The 19,002-nt window shown below is 69.3% G+C and carries 15 protein-coding genes and 1 tRNA gene; 8 read left to right on the top strand and 8 right to left on the bottom strand.

Features of this window, described 5'->3' with window-relative positions; translation table 11 throughout:
- From pth to BR07_RS0102440, 3 genes are all read right to left on the bottom strand, one after another.
- Positions 1–579 carry an aminoacyl-tRNA hydrolase gene (gene pth, locus BR07_RS0102455; RefSeq protein ID WP_027504077.1) on the bottom strand — a complete coding sequence of 193 codons (579 nt, stop codon included), beginning with the start codon at positions 577–579 and terminating at the stop codon, positions 1–3.
- A 107-nt stretch (positions 580–686) separates the two neighbouring features.
- A complete protein-coding gene (locus tag BR07_RS0102450; protein WP_027504076.1) occupies positions 687–1,346 on the bottom strand; it encodes a 50S ribosomal protein L25/general stress protein Ctc in 660 nt (219 codons plus the stop codon).
- Between the two features lie 246 nt (positions 1,347–1,592).
- Entirely contained in the window at positions 1,593–2,798 is a 1,206-nt protein-coding gene (locus BR07_RS0102440; RefSeq protein WP_037183945.1) for an aminotransferase class V-fold PLP-dependent enzyme, read from the bottom strand.
- A gap of 152 nt (positions 2,799–2,950) precedes the next feature.
- Here BR07_RS0102440 and egtA point away from each other — a divergent pair, with 152 nt between their 5' ends.
- The 4 genes from egtA to egtD are packed head-to-tail and all read left to right on the top strand — an operon-like array spanning position 2,951 to position 7,300.
- Complete coding sequence (gene egtA, locus BR07_RS0102435; protein WP_027504074.1) at positions 2,951–4,204, top strand: ergothioneine biosynthesis glutamate--cysteine ligase EgtA; 1,254 nt, start codon at positions 2,951–2,953, stop codon at positions 4,202–4,204.
- The gene (gene egtB / locus BR07_RS0102430; protein ID WP_027504073.1) at positions 4,201–5,529 is read left to right on the top strand and encodes an ergothioneine biosynthesis protein EgtB; all 1,329 of its coding nucleotides are present in this window, start codon (positions 4,201–4,203) and stop codon (positions 5,527–5,529) included. The genes egtA and egtB overlap by 4 nt, the downstream gene beginning before the upstream one ends.
- A 3-nt stretch (positions 5,530–5,532) precedes the next feature.
- Positions 5,533–6,264 (top strand): ergothioneine biosynthesis protein EgtC, encoded by a 732-nt coding sequence (gene egtC / locus BR07_RS0102425; RefSeq protein WP_027504072.1) that lies wholly within the window; start codon positions 5,533–5,535, stop codon positions 6,262–6,264.
- Between the two features lie 49 nt (positions 6,265–6,313).
- Positions 6,314–7,300 (top strand): L-histidine N(alpha)-methyltransferase, encoded by a 987-nt coding sequence (gene egtD / locus BR07_RS0102420; protein ID WP_027504071.1) that lies wholly within the window; start codon positions 6,314–6,316, stop codon positions 7,298–7,300.
- Between the two features lie 66 nt (positions 7,301–7,366).
- On the opposite strand, the gene BR07_RS0102415 is transcribed toward egtD, so the two are convergent.
- From BR07_RS0102415 to BR07_RS0102405, 3 genes are all read right to left on the bottom strand, one after another.
- A complete protein-coding gene (locus BR07_RS0102415; protein WP_027504070.1) occupies positions 7,367–8,350 on the bottom strand; it encodes a ribose-phosphate diphosphokinase in 984 nt (327 codons plus the stop codon).
- Between the two features lie 4 nt (positions 8,351–8,354).
- Entirely contained in the window at positions 8,355–9,833 is a 1,479-nt protein-coding gene (gene glmU / locus BR07_RS0102410) for a bifunctional UDP-N-acetylglucosamine diphosphorylase/glucosamine-1-phosphate N-acetyltransferase GlmU (protein ID WP_027504069.1), read from the bottom strand.
- A gap of 107 nt (positions 9,834–9,940) precedes the next feature.
- Positions 9,941–10,011: transfer RNA gene (locus BR07_RS0102405), tRNA-Gln, on the bottom strand.
- A gap of 206 nt (positions 10,012–10,217) precedes the next feature.
- Here BR07_RS0102405 and BR07_RS0102400 point away from each other — a divergent pair.
- From BR07_RS0102400 to BR07_RS22975, 4 genes are all read left to right on the top strand, one after another.
- Positions 10,218–10,808 carry a TetR/AcrR family transcriptional regulator gene (locus BR07_RS0102400; protein WP_027504068.1) on the top strand — a complete coding sequence of 197 codons (591 nt, stop codon included), beginning with the start codon at positions 10,218–10,220 and terminating at the stop codon, positions 10,806–10,808.
- Positions 10,809–10,970: 162 nt separating this feature from the next.
- Positions 10,971–11,615 (top strand): ScbR family autoregulator-binding transcription factor, encoded by a 645-nt coding sequence (locus BR07_RS0102390; protein ID WP_027504067.1) that lies wholly within the window; start codon positions 10,971–10,973, stop codon positions 11,613–11,615.
- Between the two features lie 226 nt (positions 11,616–11,841).
- Complete coding sequence (gene mfd, locus BR07_RS0102385) at positions 11,842–15,471, top strand: transcription-repair coupling factor (RefSeq protein WP_051613057.1); 3,630 nt, start codon at positions 11,842–11,844, stop codon at positions 15,469–15,471.
- 7 nt (positions 15,472–15,478) lie between these two features.
- Positions 15,479–16,486, top strand: coding sequence for a MazG family protein (locus tag BR07_RS22975; protein WP_081821037.1), 1,008 nt, complete (start codon positions 15,479–15,481; stop codon positions 16,484–16,486).
- Positions 16,487–16,490: 4 nt separating this feature from the next.
- Here BR07_RS22975 and efeB read toward each other — a convergent pair whose 3' ends face one another.
- Both efeB and efeO read right to left on the bottom strand, forming a co-directional pair.
- Entirely contained in the window at positions 16,491–17,771 is a 1,281-nt protein-coding gene (gene efeB, locus BR07_RS0102375) for an iron uptake transporter deferrochelatase/peroxidase subunit (protein WP_027504065.1), read from the bottom strand.
- Positions 17,752–18,891 carry an iron uptake system protein EfeO gene (gene efeO / locus BR07_RS0102370; protein ID WP_027504064.1) on the bottom strand — a complete coding sequence of 380 codons (1,140 nt, stop codon included), beginning with the start codon at positions 18,889–18,891 and terminating at the stop codon, positions 17,752–17,754. The genes efeB and efeO overlap by 20 nt, the downstream gene beginning before the upstream one ends.
- Positions 18,892–19,002 lie beyond the last annotated feature (111 nt).

Genomic DNA, 19,002 nt, shown 5'->3' with positions numbered 1-19,002 from the left:
TCAGGGTCGGTGGATGCGGTTCTGCGCGTCCTCGAGGCTGCCCTTCAGGAGCAGCTCCACTGCGTCCGCGGCCTCCTCCAGCACGACCGCCACCTCGTCGCGCTCGGACGCGGCGAAGGGCTTGAGCACGTACGACGCCGGATCCATCCGGCCGGGCGGCCGCCCCACCCCGACCCGGACACGGAGGTAGTCCTTGGTGGACAACGACTTCGAGATCGAGCGCAGCCCGTTGTGCCCGCCCTCCCCGCCGCCGACCTTGAGCCGCACCTGACCCAGATCGACGTCGAGTTCGTCGTGCACGACGATGATGTCCGCCGGCGCCACGGAGAAGAACCGGGCCAGGTTGGCGACCGGGCCCCCGGACTCGTTCATGTACGACCGCGGCTTCCCCAGCACGACCGGGCGAGTCCCGAGCCGTGCCTGGAGCAGGTCGGAGTTGCTGCGCTTGTGCGACGAGAACGACCCTCGCATCCGCTCCGCCAGGGTGTCGACGACGACGGCGCCGACGTTGTGTCGGGTGCGCTCGTACTGCGGCCCGGGATTACCCAGGCCGATGACGAGAGCAGGGCGATCGGTCATGTGCGGCAGTCGCTTTCAGCTCGTGGCGTGCGGGGTCGTGCGGAGTGGGGGAACGAGAAACGGCGCGCCTCCGGTGAGGGAGGCGCGCCGCGGTGGTGCTCGGTGGATCAGTTCTCGTCTGCTGCTGCGGCCTCGTCGGCGGCGGAGCTGTCCTCGACAGCCTCCTCTTCCTCGGCGGCGACGTTGCTGGCGAGATCGCCCGCGCCCTCGGCCTCGAGTGCAGCCTCGCTGGGCGCCTCGACGACGTTGACGAGGAGGAGCTCGGGATCGGAGATCAGCGTCGCGCCGGACGGCAGCTCGATCGACGAGGCGAGGATCTGGGTGCCGATCTCGGCGTCCTCGACGGAGACCTCGAACTGCTCGGGGATCTGGGTCGCGTCGACCTCGATCTCGATGACGTTGGCATCGGTGGTGACGAGGGCGCCGGGCGCCGCGTCGCCGGTGACGACGACGTTGATCTCGACGGTGACCTTCTCGCCGCGACGGATGACGAGGAGGTCGGCGTGCTCGATGTAGTTACGGATCGGGTGGACCACGACCGACTTGGTGAGGGCGAGGTGCTTCTCGCCGTCGACCTGGAGCTCGATGACGGCGTTGGTGCCGTCGGCGCGGAGCACGGCGGCGAACTCGCGAGACGGGAGCGCGAGGTGCTTGGGCTCGGTGGCGTGTCCGTACAGGACGGCGGGGACGAGACCGTCGCGGCGGGTGCGGCGGGCTGCGCCCTTGCCGAACTCGGTGCGGACGGTGGCGTTGAGAACGTTGGCCATGGGACGGGGCTCCTCGGAAGATCTGGTGTGACTGCGGTCTGAAACGGCTGCGGTCCGGTGTGACTGCTGCGGGTACTACTCGCTCGGCGTGGACACGAACGAGGACGGCTGCGAGACCGCGCCTGCGTCGATCACGGTGACGTACGCACTGCGCACTCGTCACCCTCGCCGAGACAACGGCGTGAACACTACCCGAACGCGCCGATCGGCCGCGAATCGCCCCTGCTCGTCACCGTTGGCGGCGGGTCACCGCTGCGACGTCAGAGCCCGGCACTCGTCCACGGCGTGATCGATCTGATCGAGAGTCAGGAAGTAGTGGGGAGACGCCCGGACGACGGAGTCCAGTCCGCGGGCCGTCATGTCGAGCAGAGTCGACGACGCCGGGCTGACGGAGACGGTGATGTCGCGCTCCGCCAGTGCGTCCTTCACCGCGGCGGGCGCGACGCCCTCGACGGTGAAGGTCACGATGCCGGTGTGGTGGTCGCCCAGGTCGTGCACCGCGATGCCGTGCACCTCGGTGAGGGCGCTCCGCAGCCGCTCGGCCCGCACACGCACCGCGGCCTCCACCGCGCTCGGTCCGAGTTCGAGCAGGAGATCGACGGCGGCGCCGAGACCGAGCCGGGCCGCGACGTCGTGTTCCCACGTCTCGAACCGCCGCGCGTCGTCGGCGACGGTGTAGGAGTCGGGGCCGGTCCAGGACGCACTGTGCAGATCCAGAGATCGCGGCTCCAGGGTGTCGAGCACCGACGGGGCGACGTGGAGGAAACCGGTACCGCGCGGTCCTCGCAGCCACTTGCGTCCCGTCGCGGAGAGAGCGTCCACACCGAGCTCCGCCACGTCGAGGGCGATCTGGCCCACCGACTGACAGGCGTCCAGCAGCACGAGGGCCCCGTGACGGTGGGCCAGGTCGACGATCTCCCGGACCGGGTTCAGCAGGCCGCCGTTGGTCGGCGCGTGCACGAGCGAGACCAGCGCGACGCGGTCGTCCATCATCCGCTCGAGGGCCTCGAGATCGATGCGTCCGGACGGGTCCACGGGAATGGTGTCGACCACCGCGCCGGTCGCCCGCGCCCGCTGCAGTGCGGCGATCGCGTTGGTGGCGTACTCGACGGTGGAGACCAGGATGCGGTCACCGGGGGAGAGCGGTACCGCGTAGAAGAAGTCGCACCAGGCCCGCGTGGCGCTGTCGGACAGTGCCACGGTGCCGGTCGGGGCTCCGATCAGCATCTCCACGGACGTGCGCACCGCGGCGAGATCCTCCGAGCGTTCACGCGCTGCGCGGTATCCGCCCACCTCGGCCTCACGGCGCAGGTGCTCGACGACCGTCTCGACGACGCGCTGTGGCGGCAGCGACGAGCCGGCGCTGTCGAGGAACACCCCGTGCTCGGCGGCAGGGGTGTCCGCGCGGGCGGCGAGCACGTCGACGGTGTCCGTCTCGGGGGTGGCGTTCACAGTGACGCCGACACTACCGGCGACCGCGCGCGGGAGCGATTAGTCTGTGAAGGGCGGGGGTAGACGTCATCCGGACACGCAGTGTCCGTTCCTCTTCCCGTACGCAGTGCCCGTTCCACTTCACGCTCCACCGTCACCCCGCGGAGGCATCCATGACGGCCGTTTCCGGCACTCTCAGTTCGCGGCCCGCCGCCGAGGCATACCTCGCCCGGGTCTGTTTCAAGGTGGGGCCGCCGACTCTGATCGGCGCAGAACTCGAATGGTTCACCCGGACCCCGTCCGGTGCACGTCCCACTCTCGACTCGCTCGCCGAGGCACTGGGTGCCCACACCCCGCAGTCTCTTCGGCCCGAGTCCCCCGCACTCGCCCTCCGCTCCGGAAGTGTCGTCTCCGTCGAGCCCGGTGGTCAGATCGAATTGTCGTCCTCGCCCGCCACGTCCCTCGCCTCCGTCGTCGAGGCGTTGCGCGACGACGAACAGACGTTGACCCGCCTGCTCGACTCGCACGGGATCTCCCTCGCCGGAGGCGGCGCGGACACGCTGCGACCTCCCGACCGCCTGCTGACGCTGCCGCGCTACTGCGCGATGGAGCAGCGCTTCGAGCAGTACGGCCCGTACGGCAAGCTCATGATGTGCAACACGGCCGCGGTCCAGGTCAGTGTGGACGCCGGCGGCGACGACGAGCAGATCCGACGGCGCTGGGCCACAGTGCATGCCGTGGGTCCGGCGTTACTGGCGGCGTTCGCGACCACGCCCGCTCTGTACGGCGTTCCCGACGGTCGGTGGGCCTCGCAGCGCATGCGCACCTGGTTCGAACTGGACCGCACCCGCACGCGTGTTCCGCTCGGGGTCGATCCCGTCCGCGACTACGCACGCTGGGTGATGGACGTCCCGCTCCTGTGTGTGCGACGCGACGGGCGCCTCGCCGCGCCGCCGCGCGAGGCCACGTTCGCCCAGTGGCTCGAGGGTGACCTGGACGACGACATGGGTCGGCGCCCCACGACGGCCGACCTGGACTACCACCTGACGACGGTGTTTCCCCTCGTGCGTGCGAGCGGCCACCTCGAGATCCGGTACCTCGACGGCCAACCCGACGGGACGTGGGAGGTGCCGATGTACGCGGTGGACGCCCTGCTGTCCTCCGACTCGGTGGCCGATCAGGCGCTGGACCTGGCGGAACCCACCCTGACCAGGTGGGAGGACGCGGCGCGGGACGGACTCGCCGACCAGGCGCTGCGGCGCGCTGCGGTGGAGCTGCTGACACTCGCGGCCGACTCCAGCCACGGCGAGGCGCGTGAAGCCCTGGGCCGCGCGGCGACGCGCTGCTCCGCCGCCCAGCCGCCGACGGCACCAGGGACAGCGGCGACACCACCACGAGGCGATGCTCGGAAGGAGTTCTCACGATGACGGCGAACACGACGGTCGACGCGGTGGCGCTGCGCGGCCGGCTCGAATCGATGCTGGTGCGTAGCCGCGCCCGGACCCTGGCGCTCACCCGGTGCCTCGACGAGGACGGGCTGCGCGAGCAGGTGTCGCCGTTGATGAGCCCACTGGTCTGGGATCTCGCCCACATCGGCAACCAGGAAGAGCTGTGGCTGGTCCGCGACGTGGGCGGTCGCGACGCGGTGCACCCGGAGATCGACGACCTCTACGACGCGTTCCGCCACGCACGGTCCGTCCGGCCGGGGCTGGATCTGCTGTCGCCCGACGAGGCGCGTTCCTACGTCGACACCGTGCGCGCCCTGTCACTGGATGCGTTGCAGCGCTGCACCTTCGCCGAGAGTCGGCTGGTGGAGAACGGCTTCGTCTTCGCGATGGTCGCGCAGCACGAACAGCAGCACGACGAGACGATGCTGGCGACACATCAGCTGCGCACCGGCGACGCCGTGCTGGACGCACCCGACGCTCCCCGCGCCCAGCTGCCGCCCGCCCACGACGTCGAGGTCATCGTCCCCGGTGGCGCGTTCGAGATGGGAACCGGCGACGATCCGTGGGCCCTCGACAACGAGCGGCCCGCGCACACTGTCGAGGTGCCCACCTTCGCGATCGACGCGGCTCCGGTGACCAACGGTGAGTACCTCCAGTTCATCGCCGACGGTGGCTACGACCGCGAGGAGCTGTGGACCGAACGCGGCTGGGCACACCGCACCGAGGCCGGTCTCACCGCGCCGCAGTTCTGGTCGCAGGACGACGACGGTGTGTGGTGGCGTCGAGTCTTCGGACGTGCGAAGCAGATTCGAGCAGCGCAGCCCGTGGTTCACGTCAGCTGGTTCGAAGCCGACGCCTACGCCCGCTGGGCCGGCAAGCGCCTGCCGACCGAGGCGGAATGGGAGAAGGCGGCACGCTTCGACCCCGCGTCCGGGCTCTCCCGGCGCAACCCCTGGGGCGACGACGACGCCGACGACCGGCACGCGAATCTCGGTCAACGCCACCTCGAACCCGCCGACGTCGGCGCGTATCCCGAGGGAGCCTCGCCGCTCGGCGTCGAACAGCTGATGGGCGACGTCTGGGAGTGGACGTCGTCCGACTTCGAGCCGTACCCCGGGTTCGAGATGTTCCCCTACCCGGAGTACTCCGAGGTGTTCTTCGGTGGCGACTACAAGGTGTTGCGCGGCGGCTCGTTCGGCACCGACCAGACGGCGGTCCGCGCGACGTTCCGCAACTGGGACCACCCGATCCGGCGCCAGATCTTCGCCGGCTTCCGGTGCGCCCGCGACGTGGGACACCGGTAGCGGATGTGCCGACACGTCGGCTATCTCGGACCCGCACGCACCGTCGGAGACGTGCTCACCGCGGGCCCGACATCGCTGCTCACCCAGTCGTACGCACCCCGCGAGATGCGCGGCGGCGGCACGATCAACGCGGACGGCTTCGGTGCGGCCTGGTGGTCGAACGGCACCGCGTCGTCGTATCGGAGTGCGATGCCGATGTGGGGTGACCCGGCCGTCACCGACACGCTCACCCACATCCGCTCGGTGGCGGTGATGGGGGCCGTGCGGTCCGCCACCGTCGGCATGCCCGTCGAGCGGTCGGCGTGCGCGCCCTTCGTCGAGGGTCGATGGGCGTTCAGCCACAACGGTGTCGTGCGCGGATGGCCGCAGTCGGTCTCCGCGCTCGCCGAGAAGGTGCCCGTCGAGTCGCTGCTGCGGTTGGCGGCACCCACGGATTCCGCTGTGCTGTGGGCGATTCTGCAGCAGCGGCTACTGGACCGCGATCCGGCGGACGCACTCGCCGGTCTGCTGGCGGACGTCGACGCCGCCGCCCCGGACTCGCGCGTCAACCTGCTGCTCGGCGATGGCGAGTCGCTCTGGGCGACGACGCTCCACCACTCGCTCTCCGTCCGGTACGACGAGGACAGCGTCGTCCTCGCGTCCGAACCGCTCGACGATCTGCCCGGATGGCAGCAGGTGCCCGATCGGTGCCTCGTCTCCGCCCGACCGGGATCCGTGAACATCACCACCTTCTGACCGCTCCACCCCTGCACCTTCCATGCTCGTCAGCACCGAGGAGTTCGTCATGACAGCGCCGTCACTGGACATCCACATCACCGAGGGTGATCTACAGGAATCGCTGCGGGAAGATGCCCGCCGCGGGCTCACCGCGACGCCGAAATGGTTGCCGCCGAAGTACTTCTACGATGCCGTGGGCAGCGAACTGTTCGAGCGCATCACCGAGTTGGACGAGTACTACCCGACGCGCACCGAGCGCGCCCTGCTGACCGAACGGGCCGCGGAGATCGCCCGCGTGACGGGAGTGGAGGTGCTGGTCGAGTTGGGCTCCGGATCGTCGGACAAGACCCGGGTGCTGCTGTCCGCGGGTCTGGAACACGGCACCCTGCGTCGCTACGTCCCGCAGGACGTGTCGCCGTCGGCGTTGACCGGTGCGATGGAGGAGTTGTCGCGACAGTACCCGGACCTCGAGATCCACGGTGTGGTGAGTGATTTCACGAGCACCGGCGGCCCGGACAGTGGTTTGTTCTGGGTCCCCACCGGCGGGCGCAGGACGTTGGCGTTCCTGGGCGGCACGCTGGGGAACCTCGTGCCGCAGGAGCGCGCCGAGTTCCTCTCTGCCATCTCGAACACCCTCGACACGGGGGAGTTCCTGTTGCTCGGGGTCGGGCTGGTCATCGACCCCGCGGTTCTGGTGCCCGCGTACGACGACGCGCAGGGAGTGACGGCGCAGTTCGACCTGAATGTGCTCTCCGTGTTGAACGGGCAGCTGAACGCCGACTTCGACGTGGACGACTTCGAGCACGTCGCCGTGTGGGACGAGCGCAACGAGTGGATCGAGATGCGGCTGCGCGCACGTCGCGACCACACGGTGCGCGTCGCGGACCTCGACCTGGACGTGCAGTTCGCGGCGGGCGAGGAGATGCGGACCGAGATCTCCGCCAAGTTCCGACGCGAGTCGATCACCGGCGAACTGGCCGCGGCGGGGCTGACGGTCGACGAGTTCTGGACCGATTCCGACGAGCGCTTCGCCCTGGTGCTGGCCCGGAAGTAGGGCGCCCGACGACGACACTCCCCGCGGACGAGGTCCGCGGGGAGTGTCGGTCGGTGACGTCGTTTCTCAGGCGTTGCCGTTGAACAGGCTGGTGACGGACCCGTTCTCGAAGACCTCACGGATGGTCTTGCCGAGCAGGGGTGCGATGGAGAGCACGGTCAGCGACGGGAACAGCTTGTCGTCACTGATGGGCAGCGTGTTGGTCACGACGACCTCCTTGGCGCCGCACGACGCGAGGCGCTCGGCGGCCGGGTGGCTCAGCACGCCGTGCGTGGCGGCGATGACGACGTCGCCCGCGCCGGCCTCCTCGAGCACCTTCACCGCGCCGGCGATGGTGCCACCGGTGTCGATCATGTCGTCGATCAGGATGCAGGTGCGTCCCTCGACGTCACCGACGACTCGGTTCGACTTGACCTGGTTGGGCACCAACGGATCTCGTGTCTTGTGAATGAACGCCAGCGGCGCCCCGCCGAGCGAGTCGGCCCACTTCTCCGCGACGCGCACGCGGCCGGAGTCGGGGGAGACCACGGTGATGTGCTCGAGGTTGTAGCCCTCGCGGATGTGGTCGGCGAGCTGGCTGTGCGCGTGCATGTGGTCGACCGGGCCGTCGAAGAAGCCCTGGATCTGATCGGTGTGCAGATCGACCGTGATGATGCGGTCGGCGCCGGCCGTCTTGAGCAGATCGGCGACCAGGCGTGCAGAGATGGGCTCGCGGCCGCGGTGCTTCTTGTCCTGGCGGGCGTAGGGGTAGAACGGCAGGATCGCGGTGATGCGCTTGGCCGATCCGCGCTTGAGCGCGTCGATCATGATGAGCTGTTCCATGAGCCACGTGTTCAGCGGGAACGGGTGGCTCTGCAGCACGAACGCGTCGGAGCCGCGGACGGACTCCTCGAAGCGGACGAAGATCTCGCCGTTCGCGAAGTCGCGGGCGGTCTGCGGGGTGACCTCGATCCCGAGTTCCTTCGCCACCTGCTCGGCGAGCTCGGGATGAGCGCGACCGGAGAAGAGCATCAAGTTCTTCTGGTTGTCGATCCAGTTGGCTGTGGTCACTGCTCTACTCGCCGTCCTTCGGTTCGTGCACGTGTGATTCCTCGGTCGAACGGGCGCGTTCGGCGGCCTCTGCCGCCGGCGTTCCCGGACGTTTCTTCTGCACCCAGCCCTCGATGATCCGTTGCGGACCACCGGAGACGGCGAGCGCTCCCGCCGGTACATCATGGCGTAGGACGGTTCCGGCGCCCGTGTAGGCCCCGTCGCCCACGCGCACCGGCGCGATGAACATGGTGTCGGAACCGGTGCGCACGTGCGAACCGATCTCGGTCCGGCTCTTGCCGACGCCGTCGTAGTTGACGAAGACGCTGGACGCACCGATGTTGGAGTGCTCGCCGATGCTGGCGTCGCCGACGTAGGTCAGGTGCGGCACCTTGGAGTGCGCTCCGATGGTCGCGTTCTTGGTCTCCACGAAGGCGCCGAGCTTGCCGTGGTCGCCGAGGTCGCTGTTCGGCCGCAGGTAGGTGAAGGGCCCGACCGTCGCTCCGGCACCGATCACCGAGTCGGATCCGTGCGATCGGACCACCGTCGCGCCCTCGCCGACCGACACGTCGGTGAGTGTCGTGTCGGGCCCGATGATCGCGTCCTCACCGATGACGGTGCGTCCGTGCAACTGCGTGCCGGGGTGCAGCACGGCGTCGCGTCCGACGGCGACCTCGATGTCCACCCACGTCGACGACGGGTCGATCACGGTCACGCCGGCGCGCATGTGGCGGGCGAGGATGTGCTCGTTGAGGATGCGGGTGACCTCGGACAGCTGCACTCGGTCGTTCACACCGCGCACCAGCGACGGGTCGGTGAGCTGGGTGCTGAACACCGGCAGGCCGCGTCGGCGCGAGATCTTCAGGACGTCGGTCAGGTACAGCTCGTGCTGCGCGTTGTCGGTGCCGAGCGAGTCGAGAGCCACCCGCAGCGACTGCGCGTCGAAGGCGTAGACACCCGAGTTCACCTCGGTGATGGTCAGCTGATCGGGAGTCGCGTCGGCGTGCTCGACGATCTCCTGGACCTGGCCGGACCCGTCGCGGACGATGCGGCCGTAGCCGTTCGCGTCGTCGGGGACGAAGGTGAGCACCGACACCGCGACGGGCTCCGCGGAGGAGTGGTGATCGTGCAGCAGTGCCTGCAGAGTGTGGGCGTCGAGCAGTGGCACGTCCCCCGCGGTGACCACCACGGTGCCGTCGAAGTCGGCGGGCAGCGACGCGAGGCCGCACTGCACCGCGTGACCGGTGCCGTGCTGTTCGGCCTGCACCGCGATGTCGATGGTGCGACCCAACGTCTCGGCCAGATCGGCGACGGCGGCCGAGACCTTCTCGCGGTCGTGCCCGACGACGGTGACGAGGTGATCGGGGTCCACTCCGTCGGCCGCGTGCAGAGCGTGCGCGAGCATGGACCGACCGGCCAGTTCGTGCAGAACCTTCGGAGTCTTCGATCGCATTCGGGTTCCCGCCCCCGCGGCGAGCACGACTACAGCGACCTTCGACGTCATGAATCTCCTCGACCGACTTCGGATGTGCCCCGGGCGGGGGACCCGCCACACTCGTCGCCACGGCTCCGCCGCCCTACGACAGCAGCTCCGCCGCTGTGGCGCCACGGCTCCGCCGCCAGGATTCGAACCTGAACTATCTGAACCAAAATCAGAGGTGCTGCCATTACACCACGGCGGATCACAGCCTCGGCTGGCGTGCGCCGAGCGCGTCGATCCTCGCACGAGTGCACCCGCTCCGTAAAACGCTCCGCAGGCCTCACTCGCCGCGCAGTGCTCGCGTGTCACAGTGATTCCATGACCTCGACGCCCGACGCGCCCCGCGAGCCCGATCAGCCGCGTGCACCCGGTGACGCCGCCCTACCGGAACGTGCGCCCCGTGTCCGGATGACGGGGACCGCGCGCCGGGCCCAGTTGATCGAGATCGGCCGCACGCTGTTCGCCGAGCGTGGCTACGAGGCCACGTCCATCGAGGAGATCGCGCAACGCGCGCAGGTGAGCAAGCCGGTCGTGTACGAGCACTTCGGCGGCAAGGAGGGTCTCTACGCCGTGGTGGTGGACCGCGAGATGTCCACGCTGCTGTCCATGATCACGTCGTCGCTGACCGAGAACCGGTCCCGGATCCGGGTCGAACGGGTGGCGCTGGCCCTGTTGACGTACGTCGAGGAGCGCAGCGACGGGTTCCGCATCCTCGTGCGCGACTCCCCGGTCGCCGCGGCCGAGGGAACGTACTCGAGCCTGCTGAACGACGCCGTCGGCCAGGTGGGGCACATCCTGGCGGGTGACTTCTCCCGCCGCGACATCGACCCGGCCAATGCCCAGCTGTACGCCCAGGCATTGGTCGGAATGGTGTCGATGACGGCGCAATGGTGGCTGGACGAACGGTCTCCCTCGAAAGAGGTGGTGGCCGCGCACATCGTGAACCTGTGCTGGAACGGGCTCACGAATCTGGAGCCCGATCCCCGGTTGGGGAGCTGAAAGCGCGAGTGTCACCGGAGGTGGTCACGGTGGGCCACCTCGTCGGTCGTGACGACACGACGCTCGGACTCCGGGACGAGTGCTCGTGCTGTGTAGTGGTCCAGTGGTACCGTTCTCGCGTTGTTCACGGATTGAATGCCCCAAACTTTCGAGGCGGATCGCATGGTCAGACAGGCACGCGCCGAGATCACCAGAGACACGGTGCTCGCGGGGGCCGCCCATGTCTTTCTACGGCTCGGGTACGCCAATGCCAGCCTCAGCGAGATCATTTCGCAGTCGCAGGTCACCAAGGGAGCTCTCTACTTCCACTTCGGGTCGAAGGAGGAGCTGGCTCGCGCCGTCATCGACGAGGGCGTGCGGCGGCTCACCACGGCGTGCCGCGCCCTGGACGACGGCCGGATCCCCGCTCTCGAGGCCGAGATCGGTGTCTCGTACATCACGGTCGATCTGGCGATCACGGATCCGATGGTCGCCGCGATGTTCCGGCTCAAGCATCAGATCGGCGACTACCGCGGTACCGGTGAGAACGTCATGGAGGGCTGGGCCGAGTACCACACCGGCCTGGCGCGTCGGGCGATCGACGAGGGCGACCTCGAGGCCGACCTCGACCCCGTGACCACCGGAATGCTGTTCCTGGAGGTCATCGTCGGCGCCCACATGGTCGCGGTGGCCACCGACAGCACCAAGGAGTTGTCGGCGCGCATGGAGCGGCTGTGGCACTACCTGCTCCCGTCGCTGGTCCCCGGTCGCAAGCTCGACTACTTCCGTGAGTTCGCCGCCCGCCGGGTCCTGCGCTACGGCGCCTGACGACGAGCGGCCGCGTCGCGGTCGCCTCGGTCGGCCCACGGTCGTTTCTGTCGGCGACTGCTCCTAGAATCGATACCGAGTCGTCGCCGACCGATCGATCTCCGTGAGGGGTGTCGGGCCGTTGCGGGTGCACGATCGTGTCGTCTTTCCGTCAGGAGTTCTGCTGGTGTCCTCGCCGTCCGTCCATGTTTCCCCAGCGCAGACCCCGGACGACGGTGCGGGCCGGATGTCGGGCCTGCTGGAATTCGCACTGCGTGACGCGTCGCTGGCGCAGATCGTCGATCTGTCCGGCCGCCGCGAGGCCACCCTTGTGGCACCCACTCCGGCACGGGCGTTCATCGCTGCGGCCATGTCCCGCACCACACCGGTCCTGCTCGTCACCGCGACGGGCCGCGAGGCCGACGATCTGACGGCCGAGCTCACGGAGATGGTGGGCGGCGCCGTGGCGCAGTTCCCGTCCTGGGAGACGCTGCCGCACGAGCGTCTGTCTCCCGGAGCGGACACCGTCGGTCGTCGTATCGAGGTGCTGCGGCGCCTCGCCCGGCCGGAGGACGCCGACTACGGCGTCCCGCTGAAGATCATCGTCACCACGGTGCGCTCGGTGCTCCAGCCGATGGCGCGTGGACTGGGCGAGATCGAGCCCGTCGGCCTGCGCGTGGGGGCGGAGTTCGACTTCGAGGAGTTGCAGAAGCGACTGGTCGAGCTGGCCTACACGCGTGTCGACATGGTCGGCAAACGCGGTGAGTTCGCGGTGCGCGGCGGCATCCTCGATCTGTTCTCGCCGACGGCGGATCACCCCGTCCGTGTCGAGTTCTGGGGTGACGAGGTCACGGACCTGCGCGCCTTCTCGGTCGCGGACCAGCGCTCCATCCCCGACGTGGAGGTCGACACGGTCATCGCGCCGCCGTGCCGGGAGATGATTCTCGACGAGGCCGTACGGGAGCGCGCGGCGCGTCTCGCCGCCGACAACACCGGCGACCCGATCCTGGTGGAGATGCTCGAGAAGATCTCCGCCGGCGTTCCGGTCGAGGGCATGGAGGCGTTGCTGCCGGTGCTGAAGGCCGGCGGCCTCGAACTGCTGACCGACGCGCTGCCCGACGGCGCGCACGTGCTGGTCTGCGATCCGGAGAAGGTGCGTACGCGCGCGACGGATCTGGTGCGGACCGGCAAGGAGTTCCTCGAGGCGTCGTGGACGGCCGCGAGCATCGGTGCGGCCGCACCGCTCGACACCGCAGCGCTGGACACCAGCAGCGTGACGGACGAGAGCGCCGTCCTCGACCTCGATCTCAGCGCGTCCGCCTACCGGTCGCTGCGGCAGGTCCGAGAGTCTGCGGAGGCGGCCGGTCGGCCGTGGTGGACCGTGGGCCCGCTCGCCTCGGGCAGTGACGAGGAGATCGTGCTCGACGTCGACGCGCCCCCGGACGTGCGCGGCTCCGAGGAGGCACTCGCGACGCTCTTCCAGATGTTCACGGCGCACCTCGCGTCCGGCGGCCGCGTGGCCGTCGTCGTCGCGGGCGCGGGAACGGCGCAGCGCACGGTCGAACGCCTGCGGGAGGCCGGTGTGCCGGCGCTCCCTCTCGATGCCGGTTCCGAGCCCGGCCCCGACGTCGTCGGCGTGATGTGCGGGTCGTTGCACTCGGGTCTCGTCCTGCGTGATGCCGGCCTGGTGGTGGTGACGGAGGCCGATCTCACCGGCAACCGGGTCGCGGCGGCCGGCGACGGCAAACGCTTGCCCGCCAAGCGTCGCAATCAGGTCGATCCGCTCGCGTTGACGGCCGGCGACATGGTGGTCCACGACCAGCACGGCATCGGCCGCTTCGTCGAGATGGTCGAGCGGACCATCGGCGGGGCACGCCGTGAGTACCTCGTCGTCGAGTACGCGCCCAGCAAGCGCGGCCACCCGGGCGACCGCCTCTTCGTTCCCATGGAGTCGCTCGACCAGTTGTCCCGCTACGTCGGCGGGGAGATGCCGAGCCTGAGCAAGCTGGGCGGATCCGACTGGACCAACACCAAGCGCAAGGCCCGCAAGGCCGTCCGCGAGATCGCAGGGGAGCTCGTCCAGCTCTACGCGGCGCGGCAGGCGGCGCCCGGTCACGCGTACGGGCCGGACACCCCGTGGCAGAAGGAGATGGAGGACGCCTTCGCGTTCACCGAGACCGTCGACCAGATGACCGTCATCGACGAGGTCAAGGCGGACATGGAGAAGCCCGTCCCGATGGACCGAGTGGTCATCGGCGACGTCGGTTACGGCAAGACCGAGGTCGGCGTCCGGGCGGCGTTCAAGGCCGTCCAGGACGGCAAGCAGGTGGCGGTGCTCGTTCCCACCACCCTGCTGGCCCAGCAGCATCTGCAGACCTTCACCGAGCGGATGGCCAACTTCCCGGTGACGGTCAAGGGGCTGTCCCGGTTCTCCGACGCCGCCGAGTCGCGGGAGACGTTCGCCGGCCTCGCGGACGGCACGGTGGACATCGTCGTGGGCACGCACCGATTGCTGCAGACCGGTGTGCAGTGGAAGGACCTCGGGCTGGTCATCGTCGACGAGGAGCAGCGCTTCGGCGTCGAGCACAAGGAGCACATCAAGGCGCTGCGCACGCACGTCGACGTCCTGACGATGTCGGCGACACCGATTCCGCGCACGCTCGAGATGAGCATGGCGGGCATCCGCGAGATGTCGACCATCCTGACGCCGCCCGAGGAGCGTCACCCCGTCCTGACCTACGTCGGTGCCTATCAGGAGAAGCAGGTGGCGGCGGCGATCCGCCGTGAGCTGCTCCGTGACGGCCAGGTCTTCTACGTTCACAACCGCGTGAGCAGCATCGACAAGGCCGCCGCGAACATCCGACGGCTGGTGCCGGAAGCGCGCGTCGTGGTCGCACACGGTCAGATGAACGAGGACGCGCTCGAGAAGACGGTGCAGGGGTTCTGGGAGCGTGAGTTCGACATCCTGGTCTGCACCACCATCATCGAGACGGGCCTCGACATCTCCAATGCGAACACGCTGATCGTCGAGCGAGCCGATTCGTTGGGTCTGTCCCAGCTCCACCAGTTGCGTGGGCGTGTGGGTCGCAGCCGGGACCGTGGCTATGCCTACTTCCTCTACCCGCCGGAGAAGCCGCTCACCGAGACGGCGTACGACCGGTTGGCCACCATCTCGCAGAACTCCGACCTGGGCGCCGGTATGGCGGTGGCGATGAAGGACCTCGAGATCCGCGGCGCTGGCAACGTGCTGGGCGCGGAGCAGTCCGGCCACGTCGCCGGTGTGGGATTCGACCTGTACGTCCGACTGGTCGGCGAGGCGGTGGAGGCCTACCGCGCCGTGGCCGACGGCCGCCCCGTCACCACCGACGAGGCGCCCAAGGAGGTGCGCATCGACCTCCCCGTCGATGCCCACATCCCGCCGGACTACGTCACCAGCGACAGGCTCCGACTCGAGGCGTACCGCAAGCTGGCCGCGGCGCAGAACGACGCCGAGATCCGCGCGGTCATCGACGAGCTGACCGACCGCTACGGGCCGGTGCCGGCCGAGGTCGCCCGGCTCGTGGCCGTCGCCGTCCTGCGCATCCTGTGCCGTTCCTACGGCATCGTGGACGTGCAGATGGCGGGGACCATGGTGAAGTTGGCGCCGATGGACCTACCCGACTCCAAGCAGATACGGTTGAAGCGGCTCTACCCCAGCGCACAGTATCGGGCGACCACCGGCACGGTGCAGATCCCGATTCCGCGTGTGGCAGGTGGTGGAGTCGGTTCGGCCCGTGTCCGCGACGAGGAACTTCTGCAGTTCGTCGCCGACGTGCTGCTCGCGATGGACGGGCAGCCCGCGGGCTCCGTACGAGTCGAGCAACCGATCGGGGTGTGAGCGCGCGATGACGATTCTGCTGCTGGATCCCCTGCGGCCCACCATGGTGCCGGTGCAGGCCGTGACGTTGCTGGACAAGCCCGTGGGCTTCACCGAAGAGGTGCCGGTCTCCATCCGCTGGCGCCTCACGGGGTTCACCTCCGCGGGCGACGACGAGCCCGAGGTGCTCATCAGCACCAGCCGCGACAACCCCGACGTCCAGGAACGCATCACGCGCGGCGAGGACGTCATCGAGGTGCCGGTACCCCGCGGCGGCAACCTCGCCGAGGCCGTCTTCGTCATCGACAAACTGCGCTCACTCGGCGGATGGGAGGCGCAGCAGACGCACGAGTCGCTGCGCGGGTACCTCCTCGAGGAGACCTACGAACTGCTCGATGCCATCGAGACCGGCGATGCGGACTCCATCCGGGAGGAGCTCGGCGATCTGCTGCTGCAGGTCATCTTCCACGCGCGCATCGCCAAGGACGCGGGCGCCGAGGCGTTCGACATCGACGACGTGGCGTCCACCCTGGTGGCCAAGTTGACCCACCGCAGCCCGCACCTGGCCGACACGTCCGGCGCTCCGATCGACATCGGTGCGCAGGAGAAGGCCTGGGAGGAGCGCAAGGCCGCGGAGAAGGTACGCGCGTCGTGTCTCGACGGCATCGCCATGGCGCAGCCGTCGCTCGCGCTCGCCCAGCAGGTCATCACCCGAGCGGTCAAGGCCGGGCTCCCTCAGGACTTCGTCCCGGAGTCCATGCTCTCGGTGCGCATCGACATCTCGGGTGATCACGGCGCCACCAGCGCCGAGGACTCGCTGCGCCGTACCGTCAACGAGTTCGTGGCCGACGTACGGGCCGCGGAGCGCGGCGCCGCCATGGACGGAGTCCGATCGGCCGAGATGGACGCACGAGCGTGGTCCAAGTACTGGCCGGGAACCGACATGTTCGGCCGACCGCTCGCGGCGACGGGGACGGACGACGCACGCGTCGCCGCGTCCCACCATCGGCCGCAGGCGGACGAGAAGAACCGCTGACCGTCTAGCCGAAGAGCGTCGAGCCCCAGTAGTCCTCGGTGCCTTCCGGAACTCCCGGTGGGCAGGCGAAGACCGCCGAGCCGACGTGGGAGATGTACTCGTTCAGGGCATCTCGTCGCGCGAGAGCTTGCTGCATCGGCACGAACTGGGTCTGCGGATCGCTGCAGAAAGCGACGAAGAAGAGCCCCGCGTCGAGGTGACCGAAGCCGTCGGAGCCGTCGGTGAAGTTGTACCCGCGGCGAAGAATCTTGATGCCGCCCAACGACTCCGACGACGCCAGTCGTACGTGGGCGTCCTTCGCGATGGTCGGGGAGCCGAGGTCGATGGTGTCGAACTCGGCCGTGCCGCCCAGTGGCGCGCCGGTGGCCTTGGACCGACCGATGACGCGTTCCTGTTCGCCGAGCACCGCGCGGTCCCACGGTTCGATCTTCATCCGGATGCGCCGCGCCACGAGGTAGGTGCCGCCCGTCATCCAGTCGGACTCGCCGCCGTTCACCCACACGTGCTCGTCGACGGTCGCCGCTTCCTCGGCCTTGATGTTGTTCGTGCCGTCCTTGAAGCCGAAGAGGTTGCGCGGTGTCGCCTGGGCGGTCGACGTCGACGCGGTGCGACCGAAGCCGAGCTGCGACCACCGCACCGACGCGGTGCCGAACGCGATGCGCGCGAGATTGCGGATGGCGTGCACCGCCACCTGCGGATCGTCGGCGCAGGCCTGCACCGCGATGTCGCCACCGCTCCGCGCCGGGTCGAGGTCGTCGCCGGGGAATCGCGGAAGATCCTTCAGTGCAGCCGGTCTGCGGTCACCCAAGTCGAACCTGTCGAAGAACGACGGGCCGAAGCCGATGGTCAGCGTGAGGTTGGACGGCATCAGGCCGTAGGCCTCGCCGGTGTCACCGGGCGGCTCGTACTGTCCGCCGCCTACCACGCCACCGGGCACCGACTCGGCGCCGACGGTGAGACGTTCGGCCATCGCCGTCCACTTCGTGAGCATCGCGACGATCTCGTCGCGCGAGGTGGTCGTCACGTCGAAGGTGACGAAGTGCATGCGGTCCTGTGCGGGCGTGACGATGCCCGCCTGGTGGACGCCGCGGAACGGCACCACGGCCTCGGCCGCGTCGGCGACCGCGGGTTCGGGTGCGGTCGACCGGCCCAGCGCGGCACCGGCGCCGACCGCGAGTGCGCCGGCTCCCACGCCACCGAAGAGCGCGCGGCGCGAGAGGCGTCGACTCGGCGGGGTGGCGGCGGCGTCCGTGTCGGACGTCCGCTCAGGCGCCTGCGACGACACCCTGGACCTGGCTCACCGACGCGGACAGGGCGTCGATCTTCTTCGACAGGTCCTGGCGCTGCGGCTCGGTGACCGTGTCGTAGGAGACGAAGCCGTCACCCTGGCGGTACTTCGCGAGCTCGGTGTCGAGTTCCGCGAAGCGCTGCTCGATGGTGGCCGCGAGTTCCGGGTCCCGCTCGGACAGCACCGGAGCGAGAGCCGCCACCGCTGCCTGCGATCCGTCGACGTTCGCCTGGAAGTCGTACAGGTCGGTGTGGGAGAAGAAGTCCTCCTCACCGGTGATCTTCGTCTGGGCGACCTCGTCGAGGAGGCCCTGTGCGCCGCCCGCCACCGTGATCGGGTCGATCACGAAGTCGGGGGACTGCACGCCCGCGACCAGTTCGTCGACGTCCGCCTTCAACTGCTCGGCGATCGCGTTTGTGTCCGGCTGGAGCCCCTGTGCCCACAGGTCCTTCTCCAGGCGGTGGAACCCGGTCCACTCGGCACCCGGCTCGACGTCCGGCTCGCGCAGGTCGATGCGGGGGTCGAGATCGTCGGGGAAGCTCTCCGCGACGGGTTCGATGCGCTCGTAGTAGGTGCGGACGAGCGGGAACTGGGCCTTGGCGCCCTCGACGTCGCCGGACGTGACCGCGGTGACGAACGATCCCGTCGTCTCCTGCAACGCCGTGACTTGGCTGACGACGTAGCGCTTGTAACCGTCGGCCGCCTCGGCGAGCGTCCCGTCGGCGTCGGACTCCTTGGCGTCACCCGTGACGACGAAGTCGCCGCGGAGGCCGTCGCCGACCATGCCCGGCTTGCACGCGGTCTGGTACGTGGCGGGCTCGGGTAGCGCGACGATGAGCTGGCGGGAGACGCCGGGCCCGATGTTCTCGATCTCGCCCATGACGCGGTCGCCCTCGCCGTAGACGTAGAACTCGGTGACCTTGGAGCCGTTGTTGGTCACCTGGAAGGTGGAGCTGCCCGTCTGTGCACTCGTCGTACCGACGTCGCACGAGCTGTCGGTCGCGTCGACCACGATGTCGCCGCCCTCGGCCGAGGTCGCGGCCTCCTTCTCGGTGCAGGCCGTGAGTGCCAGCGGCAGCGCGGCGGCGCAGAAGAGGAGGCGGGTGGTGGTGCGCATTTCAGTGGTGCCCTTTCGGGAGCGGGAAGGCCGGAGGCCGGTCGGTAGTGGAGCGGGAAGGCCGGAGGCCGGTCGGTAGTGGAGCGGGAAGGCCGGAGGCCGGTCGGTAGT

The organism is Rhodococcus sp. UNC23MFCrub1.1 (assembly GCF_000686025.1).
In the GTDB taxonomy this organism is placed as follows: Bacteria; Actinomycetota; Actinomycetes; order Mycobacteriales; family Mycobacteriaceae; genus Rhodococcoides.
This window is presented reverse-complemented; position numbering and strand designations above follow the sequence as displayed.